The organism is Vibrio sonorensis, from assembly GCF_001854765.1.
Classification (GTDB): Bacteria; Pseudomonadota; Gammaproteobacteria; order Enterobacterales; family Vibrionaceae; genus Vibrio; species Vibrio sonorensis.
The window spans coordinates 82,404-107,335 of record NZ_LJJE01000124.1 but is presented as its reverse complement, the minus strand read 5'-3'; the positions used below and the strand labels follow the sequence as shown (position 1 = coordinate 107,335).

Here is a 24,932-nt window from a genome sequence, read left to right as displayed (position 1 = left end):
GAGGCAGCAAGTTCTATAGCAGAAAGATTCATATGGACGGATTCAAGCTGAGCTCCGCCTCTTTCTTACTGGCTTGTGCGGATTCTAAAGTGCTAGATACAACGGAGGAAACCACCTGAAATGAATCGACCATGCCTTCGGAAAGGTCGGTGATTTGTTGGTATTTCTGTTGCTCAGATTGGTAACTTTTATTTACTTCGGTCGCTAAAGATTCGACTCGGCCGGACAGTCCGGTAATTTTCTCTGCACTGACTTTTAATCCTTTAATCACCGATGAAAGGGCATGGCGCATCATCTGAATGTTTTTCGCCAAGCACCCTATTTCGGTTCGATTGACCATTTCATCGATATAGGGTTTTTCTTCAAGGTCGCCGTCGCTGGTTTCTTTACTCACCTGCACTAATATATTTAGCGGATTGACAATGCTACTGCCAATTAACGTGGAAAGAACGAACATGATAATGATTCCAACAGAGGAAATAACGATAACATCCGTTTTGAGCGTTTCTATGTTTTGGTCGGAATACTTGTTGTACGTCAGCACAGCTTTGTGCATCGCTGCCAGTGTTTTGTGGTTGGCGAGCATAAACTCATCGATTTGTGCTTTGCTTGGCGCGACTTGTTGGTTGATCAGGGCGTAGGCGAGGGATTTTTGCGCACTCCATAATGACTCGACGTTTGCAACTGGCTTTTGAATTCTGTAGCACCGCTTTCTATAAGAGTAATTGCGTTACTCATACCGAGATCAGAGAAAGTTTGACCGCCGGACTTTAACGCTTGCAGTGAAACTTCGTAGAGCTTTACGGTCTTGTCATAGTCTAATGGAGCATGTTCAGATTTCTGTTTTTCATAGACGTATAACATGACTTCGCTGGCAAACTTCTTGGTCAGCATTCGTTGTCGGCCAGCGACATTGATCACCGTACCGTCTTGCTTATTCTTGTTTAGCGTAGATATAACGTCTACTCCAACCAATACCATAGTGGTTAAAACCACGACAAATATCGCGAGGAGCTTTTGGCTCACTTTGAGCTTGTTTAAAACTGAATTTGCCATCTGACTATCCTTATTGCCCACTTTATTATTCTTAGTGCATATTAAGAATAGACAGAGATTGTAAAAGCGAAGAAATAGAAACTCCCCCCAATTCTCGTTTGAAGGAGTTTCTAAGTAAAAGTTGAGGTGGATCACGAACCTATTGAAAGGGAAAAAGCGATGAGGCCAGTGCCTGATCGAGAGAGAGTTAGCTTTCGATCAATGAGCTGCAAGCCTGTTGTTGATTTCGGCATAGGAATAGAATCAACACGGCAGCGATAGTAACGGACGAAGCGCAGATAAATAGTGTGGAATAACCACTGAAGGATACCAACCAACCACTGAAAACAGCCATGGCTATGGCAACTATCATATCCATCGATTGGAAAAGAGAAAAATCAACACCGGACTGAGTGCCTTTAGCCCAAATCATCATTTGAGTGTAAAGTGCAACGTACTTCGCCGCGACAAGAGAAGAGTTGAACACATAAAGACTCTTTAAAACAAGCGCGCTGCTTTCACCGCCATCGGAGAGTAACCAAAAGCCCATATATACAAGCGCTTCTATCATCAAAAAGAGGATGATTAAACGCATGGGCGCGATATATTTTAAAACCCATCCACTTAGGCTACACCCAATAAGCCAGTAACAACGCCACTGCCGGCAATCAAAAGCCCGAGAGACTCAAGTTGAACACCTTTGTCGACGAGAAAGGGCATCATCATTGATAGCATACTTCTAGTGCCCAATAGCTAACAAAAGTTAACGCTAGACCTAGCAATACTGTTGGGTTTTTGAGTGCTTTGACAACAGACGGAAACTCCTGTTTTTGCTCTGGAGAAGGTTGAACGCGCTTGCGAAGTAAAACCGCAGTAGGCAAAGTGAAAACAGCAACGGTGAGTATCAATAACAAGATGGCGCTTTCCCACCCCCAGATCCCATAGCTGTATATAAATAGGCCGCCACCAATAGTCGCGCAACGTAGCTACCACCCACCTGCATGATATTTCCATAACGTCGATTGTTGTGGGTCAGCCTATCCACCGCTAATCCATCAGTCGTGATATCGGCGAAAGTCGAGCAGAGTGCCAATAGCAAGATAGTGCAAAAAAGGGTGAAAAAACTGTGGTTTATAGACATAAAGTACAAGCCTAACAAGGTAAGCAAAATCAGGGCTTGTGCTGATAGAATAATGTGGCCGTGCGCAGAGTAGTAGTTACTTCGTTTTCGATAACGTTCTACGATTGGCGACCATGCAAACTTTAATGCCCAAGGCAACATAGCGACGTAAAACAAACCGATAGAATAGGTAGAGACTCCCTCGGAACGCAACACTGCAGGGATCCCCTGCAGTGTAAACATACCAATCACGCTTTGAATCGTATACACGCCTGCCATTATTAACAGGGTGTGGCGCAAAGGTAACTTTGGCGCGGTTACTGCTTTTTCAAACATATTACCAATCCAAGTTTACCTTGATACCAAACTCGCGACCGTTAGCATAGTTGCTCATAGTCCCCATCTGGCTTGCATAAGAGTACGTTTTGTAACTTTCGTCTGTGACATTGTTGCTAAATAGCTTTACGGTTACTCGGTCATCGTATTGATAGGTCAAAGCGAGATCAACGAGCGTATACTCTGGCTGAGAAAGTGTATTTCTCTCGTCAAAGTAGATTCGAGAGTTGTATCTTGCGTAGCTACCAAGAGACCACTCCCCGCCCAGTACTTCTGTAGGTAAATAGTACTCAATGGCACCCACCAAGGTGGTGTCTGGTGCGTAAGGCAGTGTTTTCCCTTCTAACCCCGTTTCAGCCGAGTCAAATTCAGATTGCCCAAAAGTAGCGCCTAATGACAGCAACAAGTCATCAGTTGGATAGTAAGCGATATCAAGTTCCAAACCCTTAGAAACAGCTTCTCCGTGATTCCCTAACGCCTGACTGCCAATATTTCCCGTATAGAGCTGAACATCATCGGTTTTAATCCAATATAGTGCACCAGAGAACTGGAAGCTGTTATCGGTGTTCGTAGTTCGCCAGCCCAGTTCGCCGTTAACCGAGTTCTCCGAATCATAGCCTCTGCTGTCTAGATCACTTCTGGGTACCGTATTAAAGCCGCCAGGGCGGTGACCACTTGTAATAGACGCAAACAAGCGCGTATTAGAAGATGCTTGCCAACCAAGAGATACCTTTGGGGAAAGCACACTTTCGCTCTTTTCGACATTGTAAGCACTGATTCGCCAAGCGGGATTACCCGAATAATCAGACTCGGCTTTTAGCCTTTCCGCCCTAAGACCTAGAGTGAAATCGAGATTGTTAGTTAGTGCGTAAAGCGCTTGTCCAAACAAAGCAATACTGGTGTCTTTTTTGTCGTTAATGGCACCACTTGCGTTGCCTTTGAATGCTTTGGTTTCGTAGTAGGCACCGACAACCGTGTTAAGGTTTTCAGTGACTTGACTGTTAAGCCTTAGTTCTTGACTGAAAGTGTCTTGATCTTCATGCCATATACCGCCGATATAGTTGCGATAGACATTTCTATTTTGCCAAGCGGTGATGCTGGTTAGTTCCGATGCTCCGAAATCGTAGCCTAAAGTCAAAGCGTAAGTGTTTACACGGCGCTCTAACTCTGGAATCGGCATACTGGTTTGCTTTTTGTTGTAGTCTGACTCGGTTAAGTACCACTCTTCATGACTATCAAGTTTGTCTGTCGCGATGGCGAGAGAGGCGGTAAATGGTCCGCCACTTGGCCTAAAGTGAAGTCGTGCACTGGCGCTTGTTTCTCGTGTGTCGTTTGCGTCTTTGGTATTTGAAGGAAGGTGGTCGATAAATCCTTCGTCTTTAAGCGCTCTTAGATTAATGTCAGCAAACACGGATTCACTTAGTTGTCCTGTGGCTGATGCATCTAGGGTTTGATTTGTACTGCTATAGGTCACTCTGGCAGAGGCTTTGTTTTCACTCGCTTTGTTTGTAACGATATTGATGATCGCACCTTGTGCGTTGCCACCGTACAAGGTGCCCTGTGGGCCCTTTAATAACTCAACTTGCTTAACATTGATAAGTTGTTGGGTTAAAAAAGCGCTGTCTTGCTTTACGCCATCGACATAGACCGAGATGGTTGGCGAATAGTAATCTGGAGAGCTGATGCCTCTAATCGTGGTGTTGGAGTAAAGTCGGCTACCACGGGTTTGGATCACTAGGCCGGGAAACACTTTTTGCAAGTCTTCTACACTGCTGACTCCGGCTTTTTCGAGTTCGTCAGCGGTTTTTACCTCCACCGAACTATCGATGTTTTGTAGGTTAATACCTTGCTTACTCGCCACAACAGTTACGGTGTCGAGCGGTGAAGGATCGTTAGCGTATGCAGAAGAAACAGTAAGTAAAGAAGTGGCGCATGCAATAGCAGTGGGGGTAAACCTTTTTTTATACATTGTTAGTTCCCTGAAGTTAAAATCGATGGGTATCATGCGTGGGCACAGATTAATGCGCTAACGACATCAGACATAAAAATGGCCGTAAACGACATTTTTACCAAAAGCTGAACGACCAACCTTAGCGAGTTACCTAAACTGGTTGGAATAAAAGGAAGGGGTACATCCGAGCTCTTTTTTGAACGCGGCAGCAAAATGACCGTGATTGGAATAACCGACTTCTTGTGCGATATGAGAGATCGAAAAGTCGTGGTGTGTGATTAGCTCAATGGCTTTCGATATGCGTTGTTGAATCAAATACTGATGAACAGTGGTGTCTAACTCTTTTTTAAACCAATGTTTAAGTGAAGTTTCATTGGTGCCGACTCTTCTCGCCAACTGAGCAATAGTAGGAGGCTGAGCGAACTCATGGTTTAAAATTGCGATCGCTTTTTCAAATACGTGATGGTTATCGAGCTTCTTCAGGCGGTTAGAATCCACGATATAGCGCATTGTGTCATTGACAAAGATATGAGCGAGGTGTCTTTGGACGATGCAATGTGGGTTGTTGTTCTGCGATAATTTTACCGCCATCTGATAAAGCGCCGGTGTGGCCTGTTTCATCCACATAAAGGGTTCTTGTCGATTTAACAGAGGCATCACGCTTTCTCCCAAATCCATAGCTTCCATCAAAGCTACAAATACGGTTCTGGGGATTTGCACTGATAACAATTGGGTATGCTTGGGCTGATAGCGACAGATGCCATTTCTGGTGTCGGAGTAACATAAAGAAATCGCCATAGAGGGCAGCACGCGAGGCGTTCTTAGACTGTCAATTTGGTAGTAGACGGCGTTTCCCAAGTTCATCATCACTGTCACTTCGTCAAATGGATCGGGACTTGCCGAAGCAAGTTCAGTTGGTGACGGGAAGCGACCAGCGAAATAGCTTAAAACCATCTCTTCACTGACCACATTTGAGCGCAGCGAAAATTCACATTCTCGATGGCTAAATTTAATTTCACCATCGGATTGGACTGAAGCTTCTACAAGTTCAAGGTCAAAAGGAATTTGGTAGTAGGCCATAACCGCTAAAATCAATACTCATTCAAATGAGAAAGATTATCAATTAGCTATTGTTAAGTCTATAGATCTATACCTGATGCAGTGTTGAACTTATAAACGTTGATTGATTTAGCGATAAGAAATCAGCGCCTGTTTGCGATATTGAAGAGGGTTTAACCCATATTGTTGTTTGAACAGCTTAGAAAAATGAGATGGGCTAGAGTATCCCACTTTTAAAACGATGTCCGTCACGGGTTCATTTCCCATCCTTAAGTTTCTCGCCGCTATCTCCATGCGTGTTTTCTGTAAATGTTTAGAAAAGGTGGTGTTAAACAAGGATTTAAAACCTTGCTTTAGGCTCGTTTCATTTGTGCCCACCGCTTGACACAACGATTTGATGCACCAGTTACCGCTTGGGTTATGGGTAATCAAATTGTGTGCATTTTTTACCTTACTGATTGTGCGAGGAGTCAATTGACACTCAGACGTTTCTTGCAAGCAGCATTGGGTAGGTTTTTGCAAAAGTAGCGACAAACACTGATACGCTTTTGAAGCAGCAAGCAGTTCCATGCTGAAGTCGATGGCAGAGGAGTGGCAGCACTCTCGAATCTGTTCCAGTAGTGAGGAAGAGTTGGAACATGGATTCATAACGATTGCATTGTTTGAGGCGTTGTTCCCAATTGAAGCCAATGAGCAATTCGATGTTAAACGCTGGCGAATTTTTTCCAAGTTCGAGCATTGAAAAGTGATATGTATTAGTTCTCCACCTTTGCTTAATAAACGCCCGTAACCGTGGTCACCATTAAGGGTTAAAACAGACTGGCCCTCTAGTACTTTAACAACGCTGCCATTTGCTTGTTGCCACGTCACCGAATTACCTTTAATCAGGTAAATTAGCTCAATACTAGAAGTGGTTTCGACTTGATTTGCTGCTAGTTCATAGACGTGATGAAAACGTAGATGGCGAATATGGCACCCAAGGCCGACTTGGTTTACATCGACAAGAGTTTGGCTGGACGCAAGGTCGGATAGGTGTGGGTCGTTGAGTTCCATAGGTGTGAGCTACTTCCTTAGGTGATGGCCTAGCGCTCAAATGCATGCAGTGTTTTATTTGTATTTATTTGCTGAATATTTTGCAGGGTATTCGAATCGGTGGCTGCTCAATTTAGAAATGATTTTGGGGTTTGGAAAACCGGATTTGAGTGATTATCGATGCAGAGCAGAATTAATGAAGCAGTAAACATTGTGTTTCGCTGACCATTGCAAAGTTTTCACCTTAACCAGTAAGATGGTTAAGTTAAAATCTGTTGTAATTTCAATATCAAATGGCGCTTTGTCGTTAAACAAAAGATGAAGAATGTTTGTCGCCAACAGCTACCACTAGAGTGAACGAATGTCAGATATGCTAAAAAACACTAGAGTTATTCAACAGAGTTTTGGTCAACCTAAAGACGTCTTGTCGCTTGTAAGGTTGCCATTAGCACCGCTGGAAGAAGGGCTGGTTAGGGTGCAAATTGAAGCTGCCAACATAAACCCTAGTGACCTGTTGTCTATTTATGGTGTCGGTCAGTACAAACACTGTCACCAACCTCCTCGAACACCGGGTTTTGAAGCGGTTGGAAGAGTGCAGGAGTCCAATTGCCCCAAGTGGAAGAAAGGCAGCCGAGTAGTGGTTGCAACAGGCGGTACTTGGCAAAAATATATCGATGTTTCACCAGATAACCTTTTTGGTGTCCCTGAGTTTGTAACCGATGGTTACGCATGTCAGTTGTATATCAATGCTTTAACGGCTTGGGTACTTACCACTAAAATCGCAAGATTAACCGCGCGCGATGTCGTGGTCATCAATGCTGGTAGTTCCGCCATAGGAAAGATCTTTGCCCAGCTCTCCGCTTCGCTGGGTTACACCTTAATTGTTGTTACGTCACAAGAGAGGGACTATCCCTATCAAGCAAATCATGTCATTAGTTCTAGTGACGATCTCTCTTACCGAATCGAGAAAGGTGAAATTCCGGCCCCAAATGTGGCTTTTGACGCCATAGGTGGCGTTGATGGCGAGAGATTAGCCGATTGCTTGTGTAGCAAGGGAAGGTTTATCAACTATGGCACGCTTTCTTTAAGCACATATGGCACGGAATTTTTTAAAAAAGTCGAACATAAGAATTTAAGCTTTAGCACCTTCTTCTTGCGTTATTGGGAAGAAAAAGTGGGAAGAGCAGAGCGCCGTAACGGATTTATTGAGATGTTAGAACACTTTCTTACCCATGGAATTGAGCTAAATGTTGGACGCCGTTATCCGTTAAGCCAGTTTCAAGACGCGCTAAAGCTTGTTGAATCAAGTGCCGGAAAGTTAAACGGAAAAGTGATTTTAAGTGTAGAGTAAGAACCCAAACCAGCAGCGAGGAACGTGTAGAGCTGGTTTAGAATGATTTTAAGTGTTTGCGGGTAATACCATTGGAAAGCCTAATGTTGGATGCGGCGAAATGAGTGAAGGGTATCCGTACACCTTTTCTATAAGGTCGCTTTTCAAAGCTTGCTCTGGGGTGGCATCACAGACCAGTTTACCATTGTGTAAGATCACCATTCTGTCTGAATATTGCGACGCGAGATTAAGATCGTGGAGAACGACAACAACTGCCGTATTTTCAAGGTCTGCGGCTTGCCTTGCCAGCCGTAGCGTATTGTGCTGATGGGCGAGATCTAAGGCGGATGTGGGTTCGTCTAACATCAATATTTTTTTGTCGCCAGATTGGTCTAGTTGTAATAGTACACGCGCAAGGTGTAAACGTTGTTTTTCCCCTCCAGAAAGCGATGGATATAAGCGTTTCTTTAAGTGAAGAACGTCGGTTTTTTCCATGTAATAACGCGCTTTTTCAACTAACTCTTTTTGACTGAGCTTGAGTGGAATTCCACCTAATTCGACGACTTCATGCGCTAAAAAAGGAAAAGTGAGTGTACTGTGCTGGGGTAAGATCCCGAGGTGTAACGCGAGATCTTGTTTACTCCACTTTTCTCGATTTCGATTGAAATACGTTATCTTTGTCTTACTTTCTATATCGTTGCACAACACTTTAAGCAATGTACTTTTACCTGCACCATTAGGGCCAAGCAAAGCCGTAACTTCTCCACAGCGCAAAGAAATATCGATGTTGTTCAATACTGTTCGATTGCCAAATTCAACGGTGATGTTTTGTCCGGAGATTGCTGTTTGAGTCATTACAGAATTCGCCCTCTTTGTTGAAACAGAAGATAGAGGAAGAAAGGAGCGCCGATTAATGCGGTAACAATGCCAACAGGTAATTCTGCTGGAGCAACCGCAACACGAGCAAACATATCAGCGCCGGTTAATAGCAAAGCACCAAGTAATGCGGATACAGGGATAAGAGCGCGGTGATCTGGCCCACAAAGCAATCGTCCTAGATGAGGGATAACCAAACCGACAAATCCAATCATTCCACACACGCTGACGGTAATACCTACACCAGCGGCAGTAACTAGAATGAGTTGCCTTTTTAGCTTCTCAACGGGAATGCCTAAGTGCGCCGCTTCAGACTCCCCTAATAGTAGAGCATTAAGGGCCATGGATTTACGCCAAAAGACAGCGAGCAAAATGCAAAAGGTGATTAGGCACATTATTATGGCCGCGGTGTTTGCGCCTGCAAGCGAACCCATGGACCAAAGAGTGAGATCACGAAGCATTTGGTCATCGGCGACGAAATTCATGTAACCAATACCTGCACCCGACAGGGCACTAATAGCGACACCTGCAAGCAACATGACAGTCACCGATGTCCCCATTTTTCCGGTTCCCAGCCGATAGACAAGTATGGTTGTAACAGTGCCACCAATAAAGGCAAAGAGTGGAACCGCCAAAACTTCGACAAGCTCAGGAAGAAAATGTGAGAACCGACCGTATAAAACAATCGCAAACGCTGCCCCGAGTGCAGCGCCTGCCGAAACACCTATAATACCCGGTTCAGCAAGTGGGTTGCGAAACAAACCTTGCATAACGGTACCGCAAATCGCGAGGATGGCGCCCACTAGGATGCACAATAGAGTGCGAGGAAAGCGTATCTCGTGGATGACCATATTGATATGCGAAGCGATCTCTTCAGATTTGAACACCAGACTTTGCAGACTTTGACTAAAACTGATGTTCATTGGACCTACGGTGACTGAACTGATTGAAATAACAAAAAGCGCTGATGAAAATATCAACAGCGCAATAGGGAGGGGGAGACGTTGTTGCACGGGCTTAATCCTCAGTACAGCAACTGATTAAGCGCTCTGCCTCTTGAAGACTTTTTAGGCCCAAGCCACCTACTAGGGCGTGACCATCAATAGTAATGACGCTCTTGTTTTGACCCGCTGGTGTTGCTGCTAAAACTGGCAACGCTTGGATAATCGCTTCTGCTCCACCGAGTTTTTCATGGCTACGACCACTCACTAGAACAACATCGGGTTGCATCTCAATAATCGCTTCCGCCGATAAAGGTTTGTACGATTTTAGAGCACTAGCTGCAGGGTTTAACCCGCCTGCAAGTTCGATAATCGCGTTGGGCGTTGTATCGCTTCCCGCTACATTTGCAGGTCGCCCTTCGTGAATCAACAAAAAAAGAACTTTTTTCTTCTCTGATTCTGAAGGCGCTTTGGCGCTCAATTGAGCCAACTTTCCTTCAACGTTCGCTTTGAGTGTTTTTGCTTTTTGGCTTGAATCAAGTATGCGCGCAATATCGTCGATGCGTTCTAGCAAACCTTCAGGTGTTGCTAATGTGTTTACGACATCAACGTTTATGCCAGCGGATTTCAGTTGATTGAGAGCCGCGTCTGGCCCCATCTCATCAGAGCCGATTAAACGCGTCGGTTGAAGTACAAGTAGGCCTTCGGCAGATAGGCGACGGTGATAGCCAACTTTCGGAAGCTCTAACCCAGAGGGAAGTTGGCTAGTTACATCGACAGCTACAAGTTTGTCTTGAGCACCTAGTGCGACAAGTAGTTCAGTAACGGCGCTACCCGCACTAACGATTCGCTCGTTTGCAAAGGTAGGCAAACTGATCAGTGTAATCGATAGCGCCCATATGGCGAGCAACTTAGTTGTTTTCAACATAGTTAAGGCTCCTTAGTTGGTTCCTCAGTAAGAAGTTGTGTCGCTTGTATGCCGTTTTCTTGTAAAAATGCCATTAGTTTGACCAGATATTGAATATCAGCCGTCTTATCTGCACCGATTACAATGGGATGTTTTTCACTTTTATGTTGCTCAATCAGGGCAATTTTAAAGTTTTCCCAGTCGATGTATTGCCTACCATCTATGGCCCAGTGAGGTTTTTCCTCAAGGATATTGATGGTAATCGACTTTTTGTCTACTTCCGATACAGACTCCGACTCCGCGGCGGGCAAATCCACTTCTAAAGACTCAAGCTTGACCGCCGCAGTAAGCATCAAAAATACCATCACGATAAAAATGATGTCGAGTAACGGCGTTAGGTCTGGAGTCAAACCTAAGCGGTTACTGTCTTGGGGAGACTTGATCATGATGTAGCCTCAACAGGCTGTGCATGTGAAGTAGTTTTGTCAGTTAACTTGTCAGAAACTGCGACACCTTCAAGCCACAAGTTTACATAGTTTAACGTGTGCTCAAGTTTGGCCATCACTTTGTCTGCCCATAGCCCTAATAGCTGTGCTCCAGCAATTGCAGGTAGCGCAATAAGTAGGCCTGCCGCCGTTGTGCGCATCGCCAGTCCTAAACCATCAGCGAGGTCGTTAGGTGTGATGTTACCTGTTGATGCAGCGACACCTTTAAACATCTCAATCAAACCCAATACCGTACCCAATAGGCCGATGAGTGGGCTTAAAACACCGATGAGCGTTAATAGGCGTAACCCCGAGTTTAACTGGTGTCTTTTTTCTTGTAGCCACATTCCAGCCGCGTCTTCTCTTAACGCTTTGTCAAAATTGTGGTGAGCAAGAACCATAGCAACGCCTTTATATAGAAGTGGGCGTCTTGGTGCTAATTCGTCTGCCAAACGTTCTATAGAAACGCGATCTGTTGGTGAGATGTGGTTAAGTTCTGCTCGTACCGCTTTTCTACCCACGCCCAAGCTGATCACTACCTGAAACAGCCTTTCTATGATTATCATGGCAGTAAGTGCTGAGCAGATGATGAGTGGCCATGCCATTAGGCCAAGTTGTTCTTGAATTTCGTTTAGTTGTTCCATGACTATTCCAATTTAAAATCAACGGGGACTATGACCCGGGATGCGACTTTCTTTCCACCGCGTGTTAGTGGAGAAAACTTCCACTTTTTAAGAGTCTTAAGTGCGGCTCTATCTAAAATTTTATGTCCAGATGAGGTAATAAGTATTTGTTTAATCTGCTTACCGTCTTCGTCTAACCAAACTTCAAATTCAGCTTTACCTTCCATACCACGTCGAATTGCCCTTTTTGGGTAATTGATTTTGGTACGTTTTAGGTAAGTCGGTTGAACAAGTGTTGGTTTATCCGTTGCGCCTTGTGTTACCTGTGCAACAACGACTTGCTCTTTGCTATCAATTTGTTTTTCGGCGTCGACTTTTTTTTCAGTGACCTCTTCCTGTTTTTTTACCGGCTCTTTTTTCGGTTCAGGCGGCTTGGGCTCTGGCTTTTTCTTAACCGGTTCCGGCTTAGGCTTAGGTTTAGGTTTAGGTTTAGGCTTTGGCTTCGGTTTGGGAACTGGTTTTTCAATTTTTGGTTTTGGTGGTGGTGGTTCAACAGGTGGCGGCTCTTGAACGGTTTGCTCTACCACTGGCTCTGGTTGGGATGGTGCAGCTTGTGCCTTTGTAACAAAACTAACAGATACAACTTTAGATTCCGCACCGGTCGATACGGAAATTATGTCTTCTTCGTCGAAGATAAACACAAGGGCGGCATGCAACGCTAACGATACTCCACCTGCGACCGCGTACCTTTTTAAATTCACCTTTCCCTAACTCCAATTATGAAATCTGGTTACTTTGGGCGTGGATTATTACGCACTCTGCAAACAAGATCAATTATCAATTGCATTATCATTACACTCATTTTAAGATCCTTTTCGTCTTATCTATATCTGACGCGAAGCTAATGACTTCAATTGGTTAGAGTGAATTGAAGCATCCCGTTTCGGTTTAGATTAAGAATCTTGTCTTTATGCTGTATGGCAAACTATACGTGCTACCCTTTTCATAATTGTGAAGTGCTATATTGATTGGCAGCTGTTAATCTAGAGCTAGTAGCACATAATGCCTGATGTAGATTGGGGTTAGAGAATCGGCCGCTACAGAAACGTTTGAGTATTGAAGCGGGAAAATTCTTAATATGGAGTAGTTTTATTGTAATGAACACGGATAACCTAAAAAACCAAGTCGCCGAACTTTTAGAAAGTGAGCCTAAGTTGCTCCCGGTGGAGATGGCAGAAAAGTTAAGTGTGAGTGAATATCTACTCGTTGCGCATTTACCCAGTCATATGGTTACGACAATAGATGGCAGTCATGCTCAACACATACTAGAAACGTTAGCAGATTTTGGCCCCGTAACGACGATTGTTCATTCATTTGGTTCTATCTTTGAAGTAAAAGCCTCATTTCCACGCGGTAAGATAGCTCGTGGTTATTACAATCTCATGGGTGAGCATGGTGAATTACACGGCCATCTTAAACTCGACAATATCGACAATATCGCCAATATCGCTTTTGTCTCTAAGCCCTTTATGGGGCGAGAAAGCCATTATTTTGGATTTTTTTGTCCACTCGGAAACAATATTTTTAAAGTCTATCTAGGCCGTGATGAACAGCGCCGGCTTATTCCTCAGCAAGTAGAACGCTTTAAAAACATGCAAAATAATTTTAAATAATAAAATTCCCAAGAAAGTAGGAGTCACCAATGGAACAAGAGGTTAAACAAGAGCGGTTACAGGGGCGATTGGAGCCTGAAATAAAAGAGTTTCGCCACGAACGCAAAACGATACAACTGGCAACAGTAGACGAAGATGGACGTCCCAATGTCAGTTACGCTCCTTTTGTTCAAAATCAAAACGGTTTTTTTGTTTTGATCTCTGAATTGGCCCGTCATGCTCGAAATCTTCAAATTAACCCATATGCGTCGATAATGTTGATCGAAGATGAAGACACCGCCAAACAACTATTTGCGCGTAAGCGGCTAACCTTTGACGCTGTTGCGACCATTGTGGAAAGAGATACTGAGCAATGGCATACCACCATTGGTCAAATGAGGGACCGTTTTGGAGATATCATTGATGGGCTTAGTCAGCTTGAAGATTTTATCTTGTTTAACTTTAGTGCGGAGCGCGGTCTTTTTGTGAAGGGGTTTGGACAAGCCTATCAAGTCTCTGGAGATGATATGGTCGACTTTATTCATCTTGAGCAAGGACATCGAAAACTAAGCCAAGACTAATACGACAGAATTTTCCCCGGGTAGTCAACTCATTACTATCCCATCTTATTGCCTTGATTTTCTGGTTGGATATCAAGGCTTAGCAACCCCACGAGAGAGCCATGAAGCCAGTAAGCAAGGATATCGGCGAGATTTGTTACCCTTTTATATATGAAGAAAGCCCGGTATGTGATTTTGAAATTGCCGCCGATGAACTCTGTACTCGTATTGGATTAGTACTCACCATGGAGCTAGACCCAAAAGTGAGAGATATTCTTAGTCGAATGCAGCCAAATGTCTATCATCTTAACGGTTCTGTACGTGGAAAATTGGCCATCGAGGAAGAGACATTAGATGAGCTTAAGTCTGACTATGATGAGATGAAAGCTCTTCTGGGAGGAGGGTTTCAAGGCTTTGTTTTACCTGGCGGGCACCCAGTGGCCGGCGAGTTGCACTTGTGCCGAACACAAGCTAAAAAAGTGGTGCGAGCATTGGTGGCGGTCGAGCATGCGGGCAAGAAAAATCCTGCTCCGATATTGTTTAGATATGCCAACCTTTTGGCCAATGTGCTCTACACCTTGGCCTCTTATACCAACCGCGTAACTCATACCCGTGAAGTTGAGTTTGTGACAAAGAGTTATCCAATGCCAAAGCGCAAATAGAAACAACCCCAGCTTAGCTGGGGTTTGATTTAATCTATACGCCGTTTTCTTTGTATAGCCTTTGGCATGCGGGGCCATCACTGTGAAACAAGTGACAGCGGTGGGCAGGAATACCGATAGACAACTTATCGCCGACTTCCACCGCTAGTGTGTCGGGTTGGCGGTAGATGAGGTCTGCATCGGCAGCTTCAAAGTGCATGTAGACTTGAGTTTCATTGCCCAGCTTCTCAACGATCATGACTTCGCCCTCAATCACGGCATCGCTTCTTCTGCGGGGAGAAGGTGTTCAGGGCGTACGCCCAGAGACATGCGCTCGCCGCGTGTCACGGTCGCGCCACTAACCGGTACCCAAAACGATGTGCCATTTGATAGCTGAACTTTGACGCGCTCTGCTTCTACCTCATCGATAAACACACTCATAAAGTTCATTTTTGGCGAACCAATAAAGCCCGCCACAAATCGGTTTTGAGGGTAGTGATAAAGTTCTAAGGGTTTGCCAACTTGAGAAACAAAACCGGCGTCCAACACGACAATCTTATCCGCCATGGTCATGGCCTCAACCTGATCGTGAGTGACGTAAATCATGGTGCAGCCAAGCTTGCGTTGCAGTTTAGTGATCTCAGAGCGCATTTGCACGCGCAACGCTGCATCGAGGTTTGATAGGGGCTCATCTAACAAAAACACATTGGGTTGTGAAACCAAAGTTCGACCGATTGCAACACGCTGACGCTGACCACCCGATAGGCTTTGGGCTGTCTATCTAGAAGGTGTGTGAGCTGCAATATATCTGCGGCGTGTTCAACACGTTGATCGATTTCTGATTTTTCTGCTTTGGCGAGTTTCATACCAAAAGACATGTTGTCGTAAAGGTTTAGATGGGGATAGAGGGCATAAGATTGAAAGACCATTCCCACCCCTCGTTGGGAAGGTTCGATATCATTCATTCGCTGTTCGCCAATGTAGAGATCGCCAGATGTAATATCTTCTAAACCCGCTATACAGCGTAGTAATGTCGATTTGCCACAGCCTGATGGGCCGACGAACACGACAAATTCACCTTCTTGAATTTCTAGGTCTACGTTTTTGGAAATCAAAACGTCACCATATGCTTTACATACGTTTTTTAACGTGACACTCGCCATTTAGCTCGTCCTCGATCATTTTTTATTATATTACTGCCGATTGTAAAAGTTATCATGGTGGCGGTAATAGTAGGAATAGGCAGAAGTAACAACTGTTGCTCTGTTCGCGTTCATTTCACCCTATGAGCAACACCATCTAGATGCGATAAGCGTATCGTGGCACTAACCGCATGTTATATCAAATAAAGAAAAATGGGTGATCCAGCCAATTTGTCACACCCATTTCAACGCCAAGCTTATACGGTGTATCCCCGCTAGCCGCTGACAATCTCCCTCGCAATTAAAAACTGCGTTTTATCGAGTGGCTAACACACCAATAAGGCGGCCTTGTAAGCCAGTGCGCCCAACATGAACGACTGGAAAGGGTTTGTCTCTGTTGGGCTTAGTTTGGCTATTTACCGTCTGCTCAACATCATCCTGAACGACTTTTTTATGGGGGGAGTAGTAAGGGAGTAGGGCAGTAAGCATAAAGGCAGTATCAATGGATCCAGTTCAAAGTATTACACAACAGCTAAGTTAGCTCGTTCACAAAAACCAACTTAACTGTGATCCCCGTCTCTAGACCTAACGATTAGGATCACGAAAATACGCCATAATGGTAGGGGCGTAGAGAGTAGGAGGATGAGAGCGGCCCCGTTTTAACTCATCATAGATGTCGAAATACGGTAAAACCTTCTGGTTTACCCTACACACAAATATAAAAAGGATATGGAACATGAAAAACGCCCTTAGCACTATGGCGCTAGGTACTCTAGTTGCTCTTGGCTCTTTTGGTGCGAATGCTGCTATCGAAGAAGGCCAACTAACAATTTGGATCAATGGCGACAAAGGTTACAACGGACTGGCCGAAGTGGGTAAACAGTTCGAAGAAGATACAGGTATTAAGGTAACGGTTGCTCACCCCGACGGTTTACAAGACCGCTATCCGCAAGTCGCGGCGACGGGTGATGGTCCAGATATTGTTTTTTGGGCTCATGACCGCTTTGGCGGTTACGCTGAAGCTGGTCTTCTCGCTGAAATCAAACCTTCAAAAGAAGTAAAAGAAGGGATTGTAGATTTTGCTTGGGACGCCGTCACTTACAAAGGAAAACTTATAGGCTACCCAGTCGCAGTTGAGTCGTTGTCTCTTATTTACAACAAAGATCTTGTACCAACACCACCTAAATCTTGGGAAGAAGTTGAAGCGATCCACAAAGAGCTTCAAAAAGAGGGCAAATCGGCCATTATGTGGAACCTAAAAGAACCGTATTTCACTTGGCCCCTCATGGCGGCAGATGGCGGTTACGCATTTAAATACGGTACCGATGGTTACGATGTTAAAGACGCTGGTATTTCTAATGATGGTGTAAAAGACGCGATGAACTTCGTTAAATCTCTGGTAGAAAAAGGCGTGATTTCATCAGATATGGATTACTCAGTCTCTGAATCGGCGTTTAATCAAGGTAAAACCGCAATGACCATCAATGGCCCTTGGTCTTGGGGCAATATTGAAACATCTGGTATTAATTACGGTGTAACCACATTACCTAAGTTTAATGGTCAATCTTCAAAACCATTCGTAGGCGTGCTTTCTGCTGGTATTAGCACGGCATCACCTAACAAAGATTTGGCGATCGAGTTTATCGAGAACTACCTTCTAACTAACGATGGTCTTCGCAAGGTCAACGACGACAAACCGCTTGGTGCTGTTGCACTGACTTCGTTCCAGCAAGAGCTAGGATCTGATGCGCGTATTGCGGCTACGATGGACAACGCGATGAATGGCGAAATTATGCCGAATATTCCTCAGATGAACGCATTTTGGAGCAGCGCTAAAAATGCAATCATCAACATTGTTGATGGACGACAATCAGTGGATTCTGCACTGGCAGATGCTGAAAAACAGATGACTAAATAGCGGCTGGTCGGCCTATTTAGTGACGAGGCTGTCCATCCCTTGATAGGGCAGCCTCAATATTTTTCGGGAGAAGGTGACTTCTTCTGGTTTGAACAACTTTTGCAAATTCGCTAGCAGGTTTAATATGCAGTCAGTTCAGGGTTCAGGTGCTATGACATCTCCAGCAACAAGCTTGCCGTCGAGTAAGAAAACATTTATCAAGTGGTCGGTATTGTCCGCTGTGGGGCTGGTAAATGGTTACGCTTCGATCTTAATGTATTCACGTGGTGAGCTTGCTTTTGCCATGCTTACCATTTTCCTCACCGCGTTGGCGCTTTATATATTTGGAAGTAAGAAAACTTACGCGCATCGCTACATCTATCCGGGCATCGCAGGGATGATTCTGTTTATCATCTTCCCTCTCGCTTACACCATTGGCCTATCGTTCACAAACTTCAGTGCAAAAAACCAACTTTCATTAGAACGAGCGCAAACCGTTTTATTGGATCGAACTTACCAAAGCGGTGATAGTTACTCGTTTAACCTCTTTAATACTGATAACGGCTACAAAATTGCGATAGAAAAAGATCAGCAGCTTTATGTAACAGACACCTTTCAACTAGAGCAACTATCGACAATTGGTGACTTAGATTTATCTCCTGTTGAACAAGTTGAAGGCAGTAAAGAGCCGATCAAAACCATAGTGAAGAACAGAGCCGAGATTGGTGCTGTCGATCTCCATCTACCCGATGGCGAAGACATTCGCATGAGTGGCCTGCGCAAATTTGCCGCAGTAGTCCCACTTTTCACTCTGCAACAAGATGGAAAGACACTGAAAAACAACGAAACTGGTGAGCTACTTCGTCCCAACATGGATAAGGGCTTTTACCAGCCAGTCGACGCGAAAGGCGAGTTTGTGGGTGATACCATTTCCCCAGGATTTGTGGTCGGTATTGGAACGGAGAACTTTGAGCGAGTATGGAAAGACGAAGGAATTAAAGAACCTTTTGTCAGTATCTTCATATGGACCATCATCTTCTCTGTATTAACCGTTATCTTCACTGGCGTAATTGGATTAGTGCTCGCTAGCTTGGTGCAATGGCAAGCGTTAAGAGGTCGTTCTATATATCGAGTGCTACTCATCCTTCCTTATGCGGTTCCTGCCTTTATCTCAATCTTGATCTTTAAAGGCCTGTTTAACCAGAGCTTTGGTGAGATAAACATGGTACTCAATGCGCTGTTTGGTCTTAGTCCCGCTTGGTTCTCAGACCCAGTGATGGCTAAGTCTATGGTTTTGATAGTGAATACGTGGCTCGGTTTCCCTTACATGATGATTCTTTGTATGGGGTTGCTTAAAGCGATACCCGACGATCTTTACGAAGCGTCTGCCATAGATGGCGCAAACTTTGTGCAAAACTTCACGCGCATCACTATGCCTCTGATGATAAAGCCATTAACGCCACTGTTGATTGCCAGCTTTGCATTCAATTTTAATAACTTTGTACTTATCCAACTGCTGACTAAAGGCGGGCCGAATATGATTGGCACCTCAGAGCCGGCAGGCTATACCGATTTACTGGTAAGTTACACGTTCCGCATTGCATTTGAAGGCGCTGGTGGACAAGATTTTGGCCTTGCCAGTGCTATTGCCACGTTAATTTTCCTACTTGTAGGTGCATTAGCCTTGGTTAACTTGCGTTTCACTAAATTATCTCAGGACTAAGGAGGCTCAATATGGCTATGGTACAAGGTAAATCTATGAAGTATCGCGTTTGGGCTGCTCACATCTGCATGTGGTTGTTCTTGGCGGCGATTCTATTCCCACTGCTAATGGTAATAGCAATATCCTTTCGTGAAGGTAACTTTGCTACAGGGTCTATTATCCCAGAAAACCCGTCGTTGGATCACTGGAAGCTCGCATTGGGCATTTCGGTTGAGCACGCAGACGGCAGCGTGACGCCTCCTCCGTTCCCTGTAATGACTTGGTTGTGGAACTCCGTGAAAGTGGCAACCATTACTTCTGTGCTTATTGTTGCGTTATCAACCACATCGGCTTATGCATTTGCTCGAATGCGTTTCAAAGGGAAGAACACCATCTTAAAAGCGATGATGATTTTTCAAATGTTCCCTGCAGTTTTGGCATTAGTGGCGATTTATGCTTTGTTTGACAAGCTTGGCCAGTACATTCCATTTTTAGGACTCAATACCCATGGCGGATTGATTTTTGCCTACTTAGGAGGCATTGCGCTGCACGTTTGGACAATAAAAGGATATTTTGAAACCATAGATAATTCGCTGGAAGAAGCGGCCGCACTAGACGGAGCAACACCATGGCAGGCCTTTAGGCTCGTGCTGTTGCCGCTGTCGGTACCCATTTTAGCGGTGGTATTTATCCTGTCCTTTATTGCAACCGTAGGTGAAGTTCCCGTCGCATCTTTGTTGCTTTCTGATGTAAATTCATACACACTAGCGGTCGGTATGCAGCAATACCTTTACCCGCAGAATTATTTATGGGGTGATTTTGCTGCCGCAGCGGTTTTATCTGCATTGCCAATTACGGTTGTATTCTTACTTGCGCAACGCTGGTTAGTCGGAGGATTAACTGCTGGCGGTGTGAAAGGATAATAATAAGAAAGGCGACCTATACGGTCGCCTCTTTTGTTCTTCTGCTTAACAGTTTTGGTTTGGCCGCCGATCAGTTAAGAAGAAAGCAATCTGGCGTTACGCATAGCTGGCTGTTAGCTTAGATTCCTTACTATCCAGAAACTAACAGTTTTTGTAACCAAAGCCTGGGGCCACCCAGGCTTTTTTATTTCCATATTGCTGAGTTTCATTATAGTTTTATCAACGAGGTCGCAAATGTTACTCGAACAAGTCTGCGAGTGGTGATTCAAAAAGAAATGTAACAAGAAGTGAAAATTGCAAGTGGTTGCTATTTTATAAGCTACAACTCGCGATTTGAAGGTGCGCAACCAAGGTATTGCAATAGAACATAGATGCTTTCTTCTGACATGGCGACCTTTCTAAATAGGTCTGCAAAAACGTCGTCTCCGCCAAAACAAGTTTGAATATAGTGATTGATTTCTGAACTTTTGTACCCTTCCACATAAAGCGCTCGAACCCATTGATACTCAACGGATTTAGGGTTGTTCAGAGTGTTCTCACTTAACTTGGTATCGCTGATTTGCACCTAACCGGCCTGCGTTAAATTTTCAATGGCCGCATTTAATCAGACAAAAATGAAACAAAGATGACAATCTCAATTGAGGTTTGACCAATTGAACAAGGGTCACAAAAAAGAGGGCCGATGCCCCCTTAAGAGTGGATAGACAAACTACTTTAGATATTTAACATGCGCTTCCATTTCTTCGCCTATCTGTTTTCTCATCTTCATAAGGCGAATGGCAGAATCTCTCAGTTCAATATCTTCATTGGTAACGGGCACCCATTCAGGAACAGAACTCGGTTGCCCATTTTCATCGACTGCCACCATGATAACGATACAGTGAGTGGTGAGTTTGTTTTCTAATACTTTGGGGTCGCTTGCTTGAACATCTATAGCGATATGCATAGAAGAGTTACCGGTATAAATCACTTTAGCGCTGACTTCTACAAGGTTCCCAACGTGAATAGGTGCAACAAAACGTATACCGCCAGCATAGGCAGTAATACAGTACTTGCCACTCCAAGCAGCAGCGCAGGCATAGGCTGCCAAATCTATCCACTTCATTGCTGCGCCACCGTGCACTTTACCACCAAAATTCACATCGCCGGGTTCAGCGAGAAAACGCAAGGTAATATCTCTTTGACCAGAACTCATAGGCCAATCCTTCTTTCATTGTTATTAGAGTTAATAACAAATATTTAACCAGTTAGTCTCTTAAGTCTAGCGAAAGTGAGGCGTTTTAGTTATTTAACGATTTAGCTTCCATTACCGTGTAGATGCCTTTCATCATTTGCTTGAAGTAAGGGTTATAAGTCAGCCTAGCGTGTATCTTGTTTTCTTCTGTATAACCCCATGCTGAATACCAGACATCTTCGCCGTCTTCACACTGTTTTTGTTTTTCTTCACCTTGTCCATTGGAACAAATGGTAAGTTCGCCTGTTTCACCATAGAGAGGATTTTCTGGTGAAAACAACAGTCCCATGTGTGAACCGTTGGAAATCCGCTTCTTTGGTAGGTTCATGGTGTATGAGTGGGCTCGCTTATCTTTTATTGATGCATCTCCCAACCACATCAGATAGTTGGACCGGTGCGTGAATACCGAGTTGAACTTGTCGAGCACATATTTTTGGTCGATTACACCGTCTCCTTCACTCATCGTGATAAAGACAGGTTTTTCATATTCTCCAACGTCACAAAGTGCTTTTCGAACCTCTACAGAACTTTGATAATAAGCGGCCGCCGCATTCATTGGCAGTGAGTTGTATCTCAACGGATTATCTTCAGGATCTTGATCTGCCCAGTTAAAAATCCACTGTGCGTATGGCGCTAAACTCACTAGTGAGGAGCTAGGTTCAAATGCAGGCGAAAAGAGCAGTAACCCTTGGATGGAAGGATCACTAAGGGCAATTGTTGAAACCAAGTTTGCACCAGTGGAGTAGCCTCCAAGCCAGACGTTTTTGTAATCGCGTTTAAGAAGTTTTGTATGATGAGCTACGGTTGCTTGCCAATCTTCTAAAGTCGCTAATTGTAAGTCACCCACTTTACTACCGTGACCGCTGAGCAATATAGTGCGAACAAGGTAGCCGTTTTGGGCTAAGTTTGTCCCTATATCGATAAAAGAGTATGGGGAATCCCCTAGGCCGTGTGCCAGTAAAACCGCGCTGCCATTTGGGCTTGTGGGAACAAATTCCCTAGGGGCATTGAGAAGTAGCTCTGATTCTGGATCGTCACTTATAGCGAGTCTGTTCTCGCGTAACCAAGTAATAGTATCTGATCGGTATTGTGCGAAAGTGTCTTGCTGATAGCTGGGCAAGGAAGCTGACGCAGAATACTCTGGGGCTTCAATTTCTGCACTGCACCCGAGTGTCGTTAAGGTCGCTGCAATAACCAGTATCGGTAATATTTTTGACAGTGATTTCATCTGGAGTGATTTGAACGGGAAACCTCTTCCCATTCTCCATCAATGACATGGGGCTGAGCCGCTTGATAAGCATAAAAGTGTTTACGCGCTTTTCGCTGGGCCAACCACGCTAGCAGAGTTACTGGGACTATCATTATAAGGCTAAAAGCGAAGGCGAACGCTGCCATAAAAATTGCTGACACGGCGATGAGAAGTTTTTTCATATTTGTCTTACCTAGTAATTGGCAAAGTACAAAACTAGCGCATAGAAGATGAACCAAATATGAACCGAGGGGGCCCAGACGTTTACTGGCAAGAAAAAAGCCGTTTAGAAATCTAAACGGCAAAAGGGGGTGAATCATTATTATAGTTCGAATATTACGTATTGCGCCTGAGACGAGAGAGCGAAACCCGCATATTCGTTGTTGTGGAGTCGTAATCTATTTATGAGGGTAAGTCTTGTACCTTACGCCCATCATTTGTTCCATACAGTGGACCACTTGGCAACTGTAGCCAAACTCGTTGTCGTACCAAATGTACAACACGCAACGATTGTCCTGTGCAATGGTGGCTGCGCCATCGACCACTCCCGCAAAACGAGAGCCGACTAGGTCACTGGAAACGACTTCTGTCGAATCGGTGTAATCGATTTGAGCTGAAAGTTCTGAGGTCAGGGCCATATCGCGCAAGTATGTGTTTAGCTCTTCTTTACTGGTCCCTGACTCTAAGTTCAGATTGGCAACCGCCATAGAAACATTTGGTGTTGGGACGCGAATGGCATTCCCCGTCAGTTTACCCGCGAGTTCTGGAAGGCTTTTGCAACCGCTTTTGCCGCTCCGGTTGAAGTGAGTACCATGTTGAGAGAAGCACTGCGACCTCGGCGCTCGCCCGAATGGAAATTATCAATGAGGTTTTGGTCATTGGTAAAGGAGTGAACGGTCTCAATGTGGCCAGAGGTGATCCCGTACTTGTCATTGACAGCTTTTAGAACTGGCGTGATGGCATTAGTGGTACAGCTTGCTGCCGAAATAATGGTATCTTCAGGCTGAATGACCGATTCATTAACACCAAATACCACATTTTTGATATCACCTTTGCCAGGTGCTGTTAGCAAAGCTTTGGCGGCACCATTACACGCGATATGCTGGCTCAAACCTTCGCTGTCGCGCCATACTCCAGTGTTGTCTACGATCAGCGCGTCTTTGATGCCGTAATCTGTGTAATCAATGTCTTCTGGCTTGTTCGCATAGATGATCTGGATGTAGTTTCCGTTGGCAATGATGGCTTTGCGTTCTTCATCAACAATGATGCTTCCGTTAAATTGGCCGTGGACAGAATCGCGTCTCAATAAGCTTGCGCGTTTTTCCAAATCCCCTTTTTTACCGCCGCGAACCACAATAGCTCGAAGTCGAAGAGGGTATCCGGGGCCACTTTTTTCTACTAAAAGGCGCGTGAGAAGACGACCAATACGGCCAAATCCATATAATACGACATCTTTTGGCGTATCCACTGTTTGGCCGTTCATTGCTCCTAGCAAAGAGGTATGCAAGAAGTCTTTAACACCGTGGTCGTCATCTCGATTTTGCCAAAAAGCGTGGGCGAGTTGCCCTACATCGATGCGACATGGTGACAGTTCCATATCTGCTAACGCTTTGATTAACGGTAAGGTTTGGTCTGTGGTAAGGGGGGTTCCAGTGTAATGTCGAGCCAGTCGGTGTGTTTTTATAATGTCGATGGTGGCGGCGTTAACTAAGGTTTTTCCAAAGAGGATGACTTCGACGCCTTTCTCTCTGTACAACTGACCTAAAATAGGGGAAACGGTTTCTGCAATCGTTTGGCTGGTTTGCCAGTCGAGTAGGTGTTTCTCAGGACTCATTGTTAATTAGTACCTTTCACGTTTTGGGGGCTGACTCTGCTAGGGTAGGTGGCAGAGGATTATCGATAGGCGAAACAATTGTTTGAAGACTATTTTCAGAGATGGAAAGACAAGGGGAGCTGTCTTGTAAACTCTTACAATACCCTAAAATACAAGCTCTGCTATCGCTGTAGTGCTGTTGTAATTTTTATGTGACAGGATTGTAAGGTTAAATATCTTATTCTGCTAGTAAAATTAATTGTGGTTAAAAACACTACTTTAGGCGATATTTTGGCGACTTTAATCGCGTAAAACGCGCCGATGGGTGTATTGACTTTTTGAAAAGTCGTCGCTTATTTTGTGTCTAAAAATACTAAGATCGCAAAAGCGTTGAAATGAGTGAAAGCGATTTCAATTAAGAACT

Annotated in this window: 26 protein-coding genes and 2 pseudogenes; 7 read left to right on the top strand and 21 right to left on the bottom strand. The window is 44.5% G+C overall.

Translation table 11 applies throughout. From position 1 onward, the window contains the following. Window positions 1–28: 28 nt before the first annotated feature. The 8 genes from BLO31_RS22240 to BLO31_RS22215 form a co-directional block, all read right to left on the bottom strand. A complete protein-coding gene (locus BLO31_RS22240) occupies window positions 29–586 on the bottom strand; it encodes a HAMP domain-containing protein (RefSeq protein WP_070972105.1) in 558 nt (185 codons plus the stop codon). Window positions 587–630: 44 nt separating this feature from the next. Continuing rightward, window positions 631–1,056: a type IV pili methyl-accepting chemotaxis transducer N-terminal domain-containing protein gene (locus BLO31_RS22235; RefSeq protein ID WP_070972102.1), complete on the bottom strand. Its 426-nt coding sequence runs from the start codon at window positions 1,054–1,056 to the stop codon at window positions 631–633. Window positions 1,057–1,243: 187 nt separating this feature from the next. Further along, entirely contained in the window at window positions 1,244–1,630 is a 387-nt protein-coding gene (locus tag BLO31_RS24735) for an MFS transporter (protein WP_245688557.1), read from the bottom strand. Window positions 1,631–1,757: 127 nt separating this feature from the next. Continuing rightward, window positions 1,758–1,949, bottom strand: a complete 192-nt coding sequence (locus BLO31_RS24730) for a hypothetical protein (RefSeq protein ID WP_245688556.1) — start codon at window positions 1,947–1,949, stop codon at window positions 1,758–1,760. Continuing rightward, complete coding sequence (locus BLO31_RS24725) at window positions 1,940–2,491, bottom strand: MFS transporter (protein WP_245688555.1); 552 nt, start codon at window positions 2,489–2,491, stop codon at window positions 1,940–1,942. The genes BLO31_RS24730 and BLO31_RS24725 overlap by 10 nt, the downstream gene beginning before the upstream one ends. A 1-nt stretch (window position 2,492) precedes the next feature. Next, window positions 2,493–4,460, bottom strand: coding sequence for a TonB-dependent receptor (locus tag BLO31_RS22225; protein WP_070972100.1), 1,968 nt, complete (start codon window positions 4,458–4,460; stop codon window positions 2,493–2,495). Window positions 4,461–4,589: 129 nt separating this feature from the next. Continuing rightward, the gene (locus BLO31_RS22220) at window positions 4,590–5,537 is read right to left on the bottom strand and encodes a helix-turn-helix transcriptional regulator (RefSeq protein WP_245688554.1); all 948 of its coding nucleotides are present in this window, start codon (window positions 5,535–5,537) and stop codon (window positions 4,590–4,592) included. A 93-nt stretch (window positions 5,538–5,630) separates the two neighbouring features. Further along, window positions 5,631–6,554: a helix-turn-helix transcriptional regulator gene (locus BLO31_RS22215; protein WP_084659995.1), complete on the bottom strand. Its 924-nt coding sequence runs from the start codon at window positions 6,552–6,554 to the stop codon at window positions 5,631–5,633. 340 nt (window positions 6,555–6,894) lie between these two features. Between BLO31_RS22215 and BLO31_RS22210 the strand changes: the two genes are divergently transcribed. After that, window positions 6,895–7,884 carry a zinc-dependent alcohol dehydrogenase family protein gene (locus BLO31_RS22210; RefSeq protein ID WP_070972094.1) on the top strand — a complete coding sequence of 330 codons (990 nt, stop codon included), beginning with the start codon at window positions 6,895–6,897 and terminating at the stop codon, window positions 7,882–7,884. Window positions 7,885–7,932: 48 nt separating this feature from the next. Here BLO31_RS22210 and BLO31_RS22205 read toward each other — a convergent pair whose 3' ends face one another. Genes BLO31_RS22205 through BLO31_RS22180 form a run of 6 tightly spaced genes read right to left on the bottom strand, consistent with a single transcriptional unit; the run spans window position 7,933 to window position 12,456 of the window. Continuing rightward, window positions 7,933–8,718 carry a heme ABC transporter ATP-binding protein gene (locus tag BLO31_RS22205; protein ID WP_070972091.1) on the bottom strand — a complete coding sequence of 262 codons (786 nt, stop codon included), beginning with the start codon at window positions 8,716–8,718 and terminating at the stop codon, window positions 7,933–7,935. Next, the gene (locus BLO31_RS22200; protein ID WP_425425324.1) at window positions 8,718–9,728 is read right to left on the bottom strand and encodes a FecCD family ABC transporter permease; all 1,011 of its coding nucleotides are present in this window, start codon (window positions 9,726–9,728) and stop codon (window positions 8,718–8,720) included. The genes BLO31_RS22205 and BLO31_RS22200 overlap by 1 nt, the downstream gene beginning before the upstream one ends. A 28-nt stretch (window positions 9,729–9,756) precedes the next feature. Continuing rightward, window positions 9,757–10,608 (bottom strand): heme/hemin ABC transporter substrate-binding protein, encoded by an 852-nt coding sequence (locus BLO31_RS22195; protein ID WP_070972086.1) that lies wholly within the window; start codon window positions 10,606–10,608, stop codon window positions 9,757–9,759. 2 nt (window positions 10,609–10,610) lie between these two features. Beyond that, window positions 10,611–11,033: an ExbD/TolR family protein gene (locus tag BLO31_RS22190; protein WP_070972083.1), complete on the bottom strand. Its 423-nt coding sequence runs from the start codon at window positions 11,031–11,033 to the stop codon at window positions 10,611–10,613. Beyond that, window positions 11,030–11,716, bottom strand: a complete 687-nt coding sequence (locus BLO31_RS22185) for a MotA/TolQ/ExbB proton channel family protein (RefSeq protein ID WP_070972080.1) — start codon at window positions 11,714–11,716, stop codon at window positions 11,030–11,032. Before BLO31_RS22185 ends, BLO31_RS22190 begins: the two co-directional genes overlap by 4 nt. A gap of 2 nt (window positions 11,717–11,718) precedes the next feature. Then, the gene (locus BLO31_RS22180) at window positions 11,719–12,456 is read right to left on the bottom strand and encodes an energy transducer TonB (protein ID WP_070972077.1); all 738 of its coding nucleotides are present in this window, start codon (window positions 12,454–12,456) and stop codon (window positions 11,719–11,721) included. A gap of 396 nt (window positions 12,457–12,852) precedes the next feature. On the opposite strand from BLO31_RS22180, the gene hutX reads away from it, so the two are divergent. The 3 genes from hutX (at window position 12,853) to BLO31_RS22165 (ending at window position 14,569) form a co-directional block, all read left to right on the top strand. After that, window positions 12,853–13,368 (top strand): heme utilization cystosolic carrier protein HutX, encoded by a 516-nt coding sequence (hutX, locus tag BLO31_RS22175; protein WP_070972074.1) that lies wholly within the window; start codon window positions 12,853–12,855, stop codon window positions 13,366–13,368. Window positions 13,369–13,397: 29 nt separating this feature from the next. Continuing rightward, the gene (gene hutZ / locus BLO31_RS22170; protein ID WP_070972071.1) at window positions 13,398–13,928 is read left to right on the top strand and encodes a heme utilization protein HutZ; all 531 of its coding nucleotides are present in this window, start codon (window positions 13,398–13,400) and stop codon (window positions 13,926–13,928) included. A 101-nt stretch (window positions 13,929–14,029) separates the two neighbouring features. After that, on the top strand, window positions 14,030–14,569 hold the full coding sequence (locus tag BLO31_RS22165; RefSeq protein ID WP_070972068.1) for an ATP:cob(I)alamin adenosyltransferase: 540 nt from the start codon (window positions 14,030–14,032) through the stop codon (window positions 14,567–14,569). A gap of 34 nt (window positions 14,570–14,603) precedes the next feature. On the opposite strand, the pseudogene malK reads toward BLO31_RS22165, so the two are convergent. Then, window positions 14,604–15,711, bottom strand: a pseudogene (malK, locus tag BLO31_RS22160) (maltose/maltodextrin ABC transporter ATP-binding protein MalK). Window positions 15,712–16,005: 294 nt separating this feature from the next. Continuing rightward, window positions 16,006–16,179 carry a hypothetical protein gene (locus BLO31_RS23980; protein WP_175443276.1) on the bottom strand — a complete coding sequence of 58 codons (174 nt, stop codon included), beginning with the start codon at window positions 16,177–16,179 and terminating at the stop codon, window positions 16,006–16,008. Between the two features lie 247 nt (window positions 16,180–16,426). Between BLO31_RS23980 and malE the strand changes: the two genes are divergently transcribed. From malE to malG, 3 genes are all read left to right on the top strand, one after another. Further along, window positions 16,427–17,608, top strand: coding sequence for a maltose/maltodextrin ABC transporter substrate-binding protein MalE (gene malE, locus BLO31_RS22155; protein WP_070972064.1), 1,182 nt, complete (start codon window positions 16,427–16,429; stop codon window positions 17,606–17,608). 124 nt (window positions 17,609–17,732) lie between these two features. Then, window positions 17,733–19,310, top strand: coding sequence for a maltose ABC transporter permease MalF (gene malF, locus BLO31_RS22150; RefSeq protein WP_070972061.1), 1,578 nt, complete (start codon window positions 17,733–17,735; stop codon window positions 19,308–19,310). Window positions 19,311–19,321: 11 nt separating this feature from the next. Then, complete coding sequence (malG, locus tag BLO31_RS22145; RefSeq protein ID WP_070972058.1) at window positions 19,322–20,212, top strand: maltose ABC transporter permease MalG; 891 nt, start codon at window positions 19,322–19,324, stop codon at window positions 20,210–20,212. A 319-nt stretch (window positions 20,213–20,531) separates the two neighbouring features. Here the strand turns inward: malG and BLO31_RS22140 are convergent, their stop codons facing one another. From BLO31_RS22140 to BLO31_RS22120, 5 genes and pseudogenes are all read right to left on the bottom strand, one after another. Further along, window positions 20,532–20,777 (bottom strand): hypothetical protein, encoded by a 246-nt coding sequence (locus BLO31_RS22140; RefSeq protein ID WP_070972055.1) that lies wholly within the window; start codon window positions 20,775–20,777, stop codon window positions 20,532–20,534. A gap of 144 nt (window positions 20,778–20,921) precedes the next feature. Beyond that, window positions 20,922–21,407, bottom strand: coding sequence for an acyl-CoA thioesterase (locus BLO31_RS22135; protein ID WP_070972052.1), 486 nt, complete (start codon window positions 21,405–21,407; stop codon window positions 20,922–20,924). A gap of 85 nt (window positions 21,408–21,492) precedes the next feature. After that, the gene (locus BLO31_RS22130) at window positions 21,493–22,674 is read right to left on the bottom strand and encodes an alpha/beta fold hydrolase (protein WP_070972048.1); all 1,182 of its coding nucleotides are present in this window, start codon (window positions 22,672–22,674) and stop codon (window positions 21,493–21,495) included. Beyond that, the gene (locus BLO31_RS23635) at window positions 22,671–22,877 is read right to left on the bottom strand and encodes a hypothetical protein (protein WP_139159087.1); all 207 of its coding nucleotides are present in this window, start codon (window positions 22,875–22,877) and stop codon (window positions 22,671–22,673) included. The genes BLO31_RS22130 and BLO31_RS23635 overlap by 4 nt, the downstream gene beginning before the upstream one ends. 216 nt (window positions 22,878–23,093) lie before the next feature. After that, a pseudogene (locus tag BLO31_RS22120) lies at window positions 23,094–24,529 on the bottom strand (glyceraldehyde-3-phosphate dehydrogenase). Window positions 24,530–24,932: the final 403 nt, after the last annotated feature.

Coding starts and splice junctions, on each gene's coding strand:
- BLO31_RS22195 (WP_070972086.1), bottom strand. CDS start 10,608: ATGTTGAAAACAACTAAGTTGCTCGCCATATGGGCGCTATCGATTACA.
- BLO31_RS22225 (WP_070972100.1), bottom strand. CDS start 4,460: ATGTATAAAAAAAGGTTTACCCCCACTGCTATTGCATGCGCCACTTCT.
- BLO31_RS22135 (WP_070972052.1), bottom strand. CDS start 21,407: ATGAGTTCTGGTCAAAGAGATATTACCTTGCGTTTTCTCGCTGAACCC.
- BLO31_RS22235 (WP_070972102.1), bottom strand. CDS start 1,056: ATGGCAAATTCAGTTTTAAACAAGCTCAAAGTGAGCCAAAAGCTCCTC.
- malE (WP_070972064.1), top strand. CDS start 16,427: ATGAAAAACGCCCTTAGCACTATGGCGCTAGGTACTCTAGTTGCTCTT.
- BLO31_RS24725 (WP_245688555.1), bottom strand. CDS start 2,491: ATGTTTGAAAAAGCAGTAACCGCGCCAAAGTTACCTTTGCGCCACACC.
- BLO31_RS22185 (WP_070972080.1), bottom strand. CDS start 11,716: ATGGAACAACTAAACGAAATTCAAGAACAACTTGGCCTAATGGCATGG.
- hutZ (WP_070972071.1), top strand. CDS start 13,398: ATGGAACAAGAGGTTAAACAAGAGCGGTTACAGGGGCGATTGGAGCCT.
- hutX (WP_070972074.1), top strand. CDS start 12,853: ATGAACACGGATAACCTAAAAAACCAAGTCGCCGAACTTTTAGAAAGT.
- BLO31_RS23980 (WP_175443276.1), bottom strand. CDS start 16,179: ATGCTTACTGCCCTACTCCCTTACTACTCCCCCCATAAAAAAGTCGTT.
- BLO31_RS23635 (WP_139159087.1), bottom strand. CDS start 22,877: ATGAAAAAACTTCTCATCGCCGTGTCAGCAATTTTTATGGCAGCGTTC.
- BLO31_RS22215 (WP_084659995.1), bottom strand. CDS start 6,554: ATGGAACTCAACGACCCACACCTATCCGACCTTGCGTCCAGCCAAACT.
- malG (WP_070972058.1), top strand. CDS start 19,322: ATGGCTATGGTACAAGGTAAATCTATGAAGTATCGCGTTTGGGCTGCT.
- malF (WP_070972061.1), top strand. CDS start 17,733: ATGCAGTCAGTTCAGGGTTCAGGTGCTATGACATCTCCAGCAACAAGC.
- BLO31_RS22240 (WP_070972105.1), bottom strand. CDS start 586: ATGCTCGCCAACCACAAAACACTGGCAGCGATGCACAAAGCTGTGCTG.
- BLO31_RS22205 (WP_070972091.1), bottom strand. CDS start 8,718: ATGACTCAAACAGCAATCTCCGGACAAAACATCACCGTTGAATTTGGC.
- BLO31_RS24735 (WP_245688557.1), bottom strand. CDS start 1,630: ATGCGTTTAATCATCCTCTTTTTGATGATAGAAGCGCTTGTATATATG.
- BLO31_RS22190 (WP_070972083.1), bottom strand. CDS start 11,033: ATGATCAAGTCTCCCCAAGACAGTAACCGCTTAGGTTTGACTCCAGAC.
- BLO31_RS22210 (WP_070972094.1), top strand. CDS start 6,895: ATGTCAGATATGCTAAAAAACACTAGAGTTATTCAACAGAGTTTTGGT.
- BLO31_RS22165 (WP_070972068.1), top strand. CDS start 14,030: ATGAAGCCAGTAAGCAAGGATATCGGCGAGATTTGTTACCCTTTTATA.
- BLO31_RS22130 (WP_070972048.1), bottom strand. CDS start 22,674: ATGAAATCACTGTCAAAAATATTACCGATACTGGTTATTGCAGCGACC.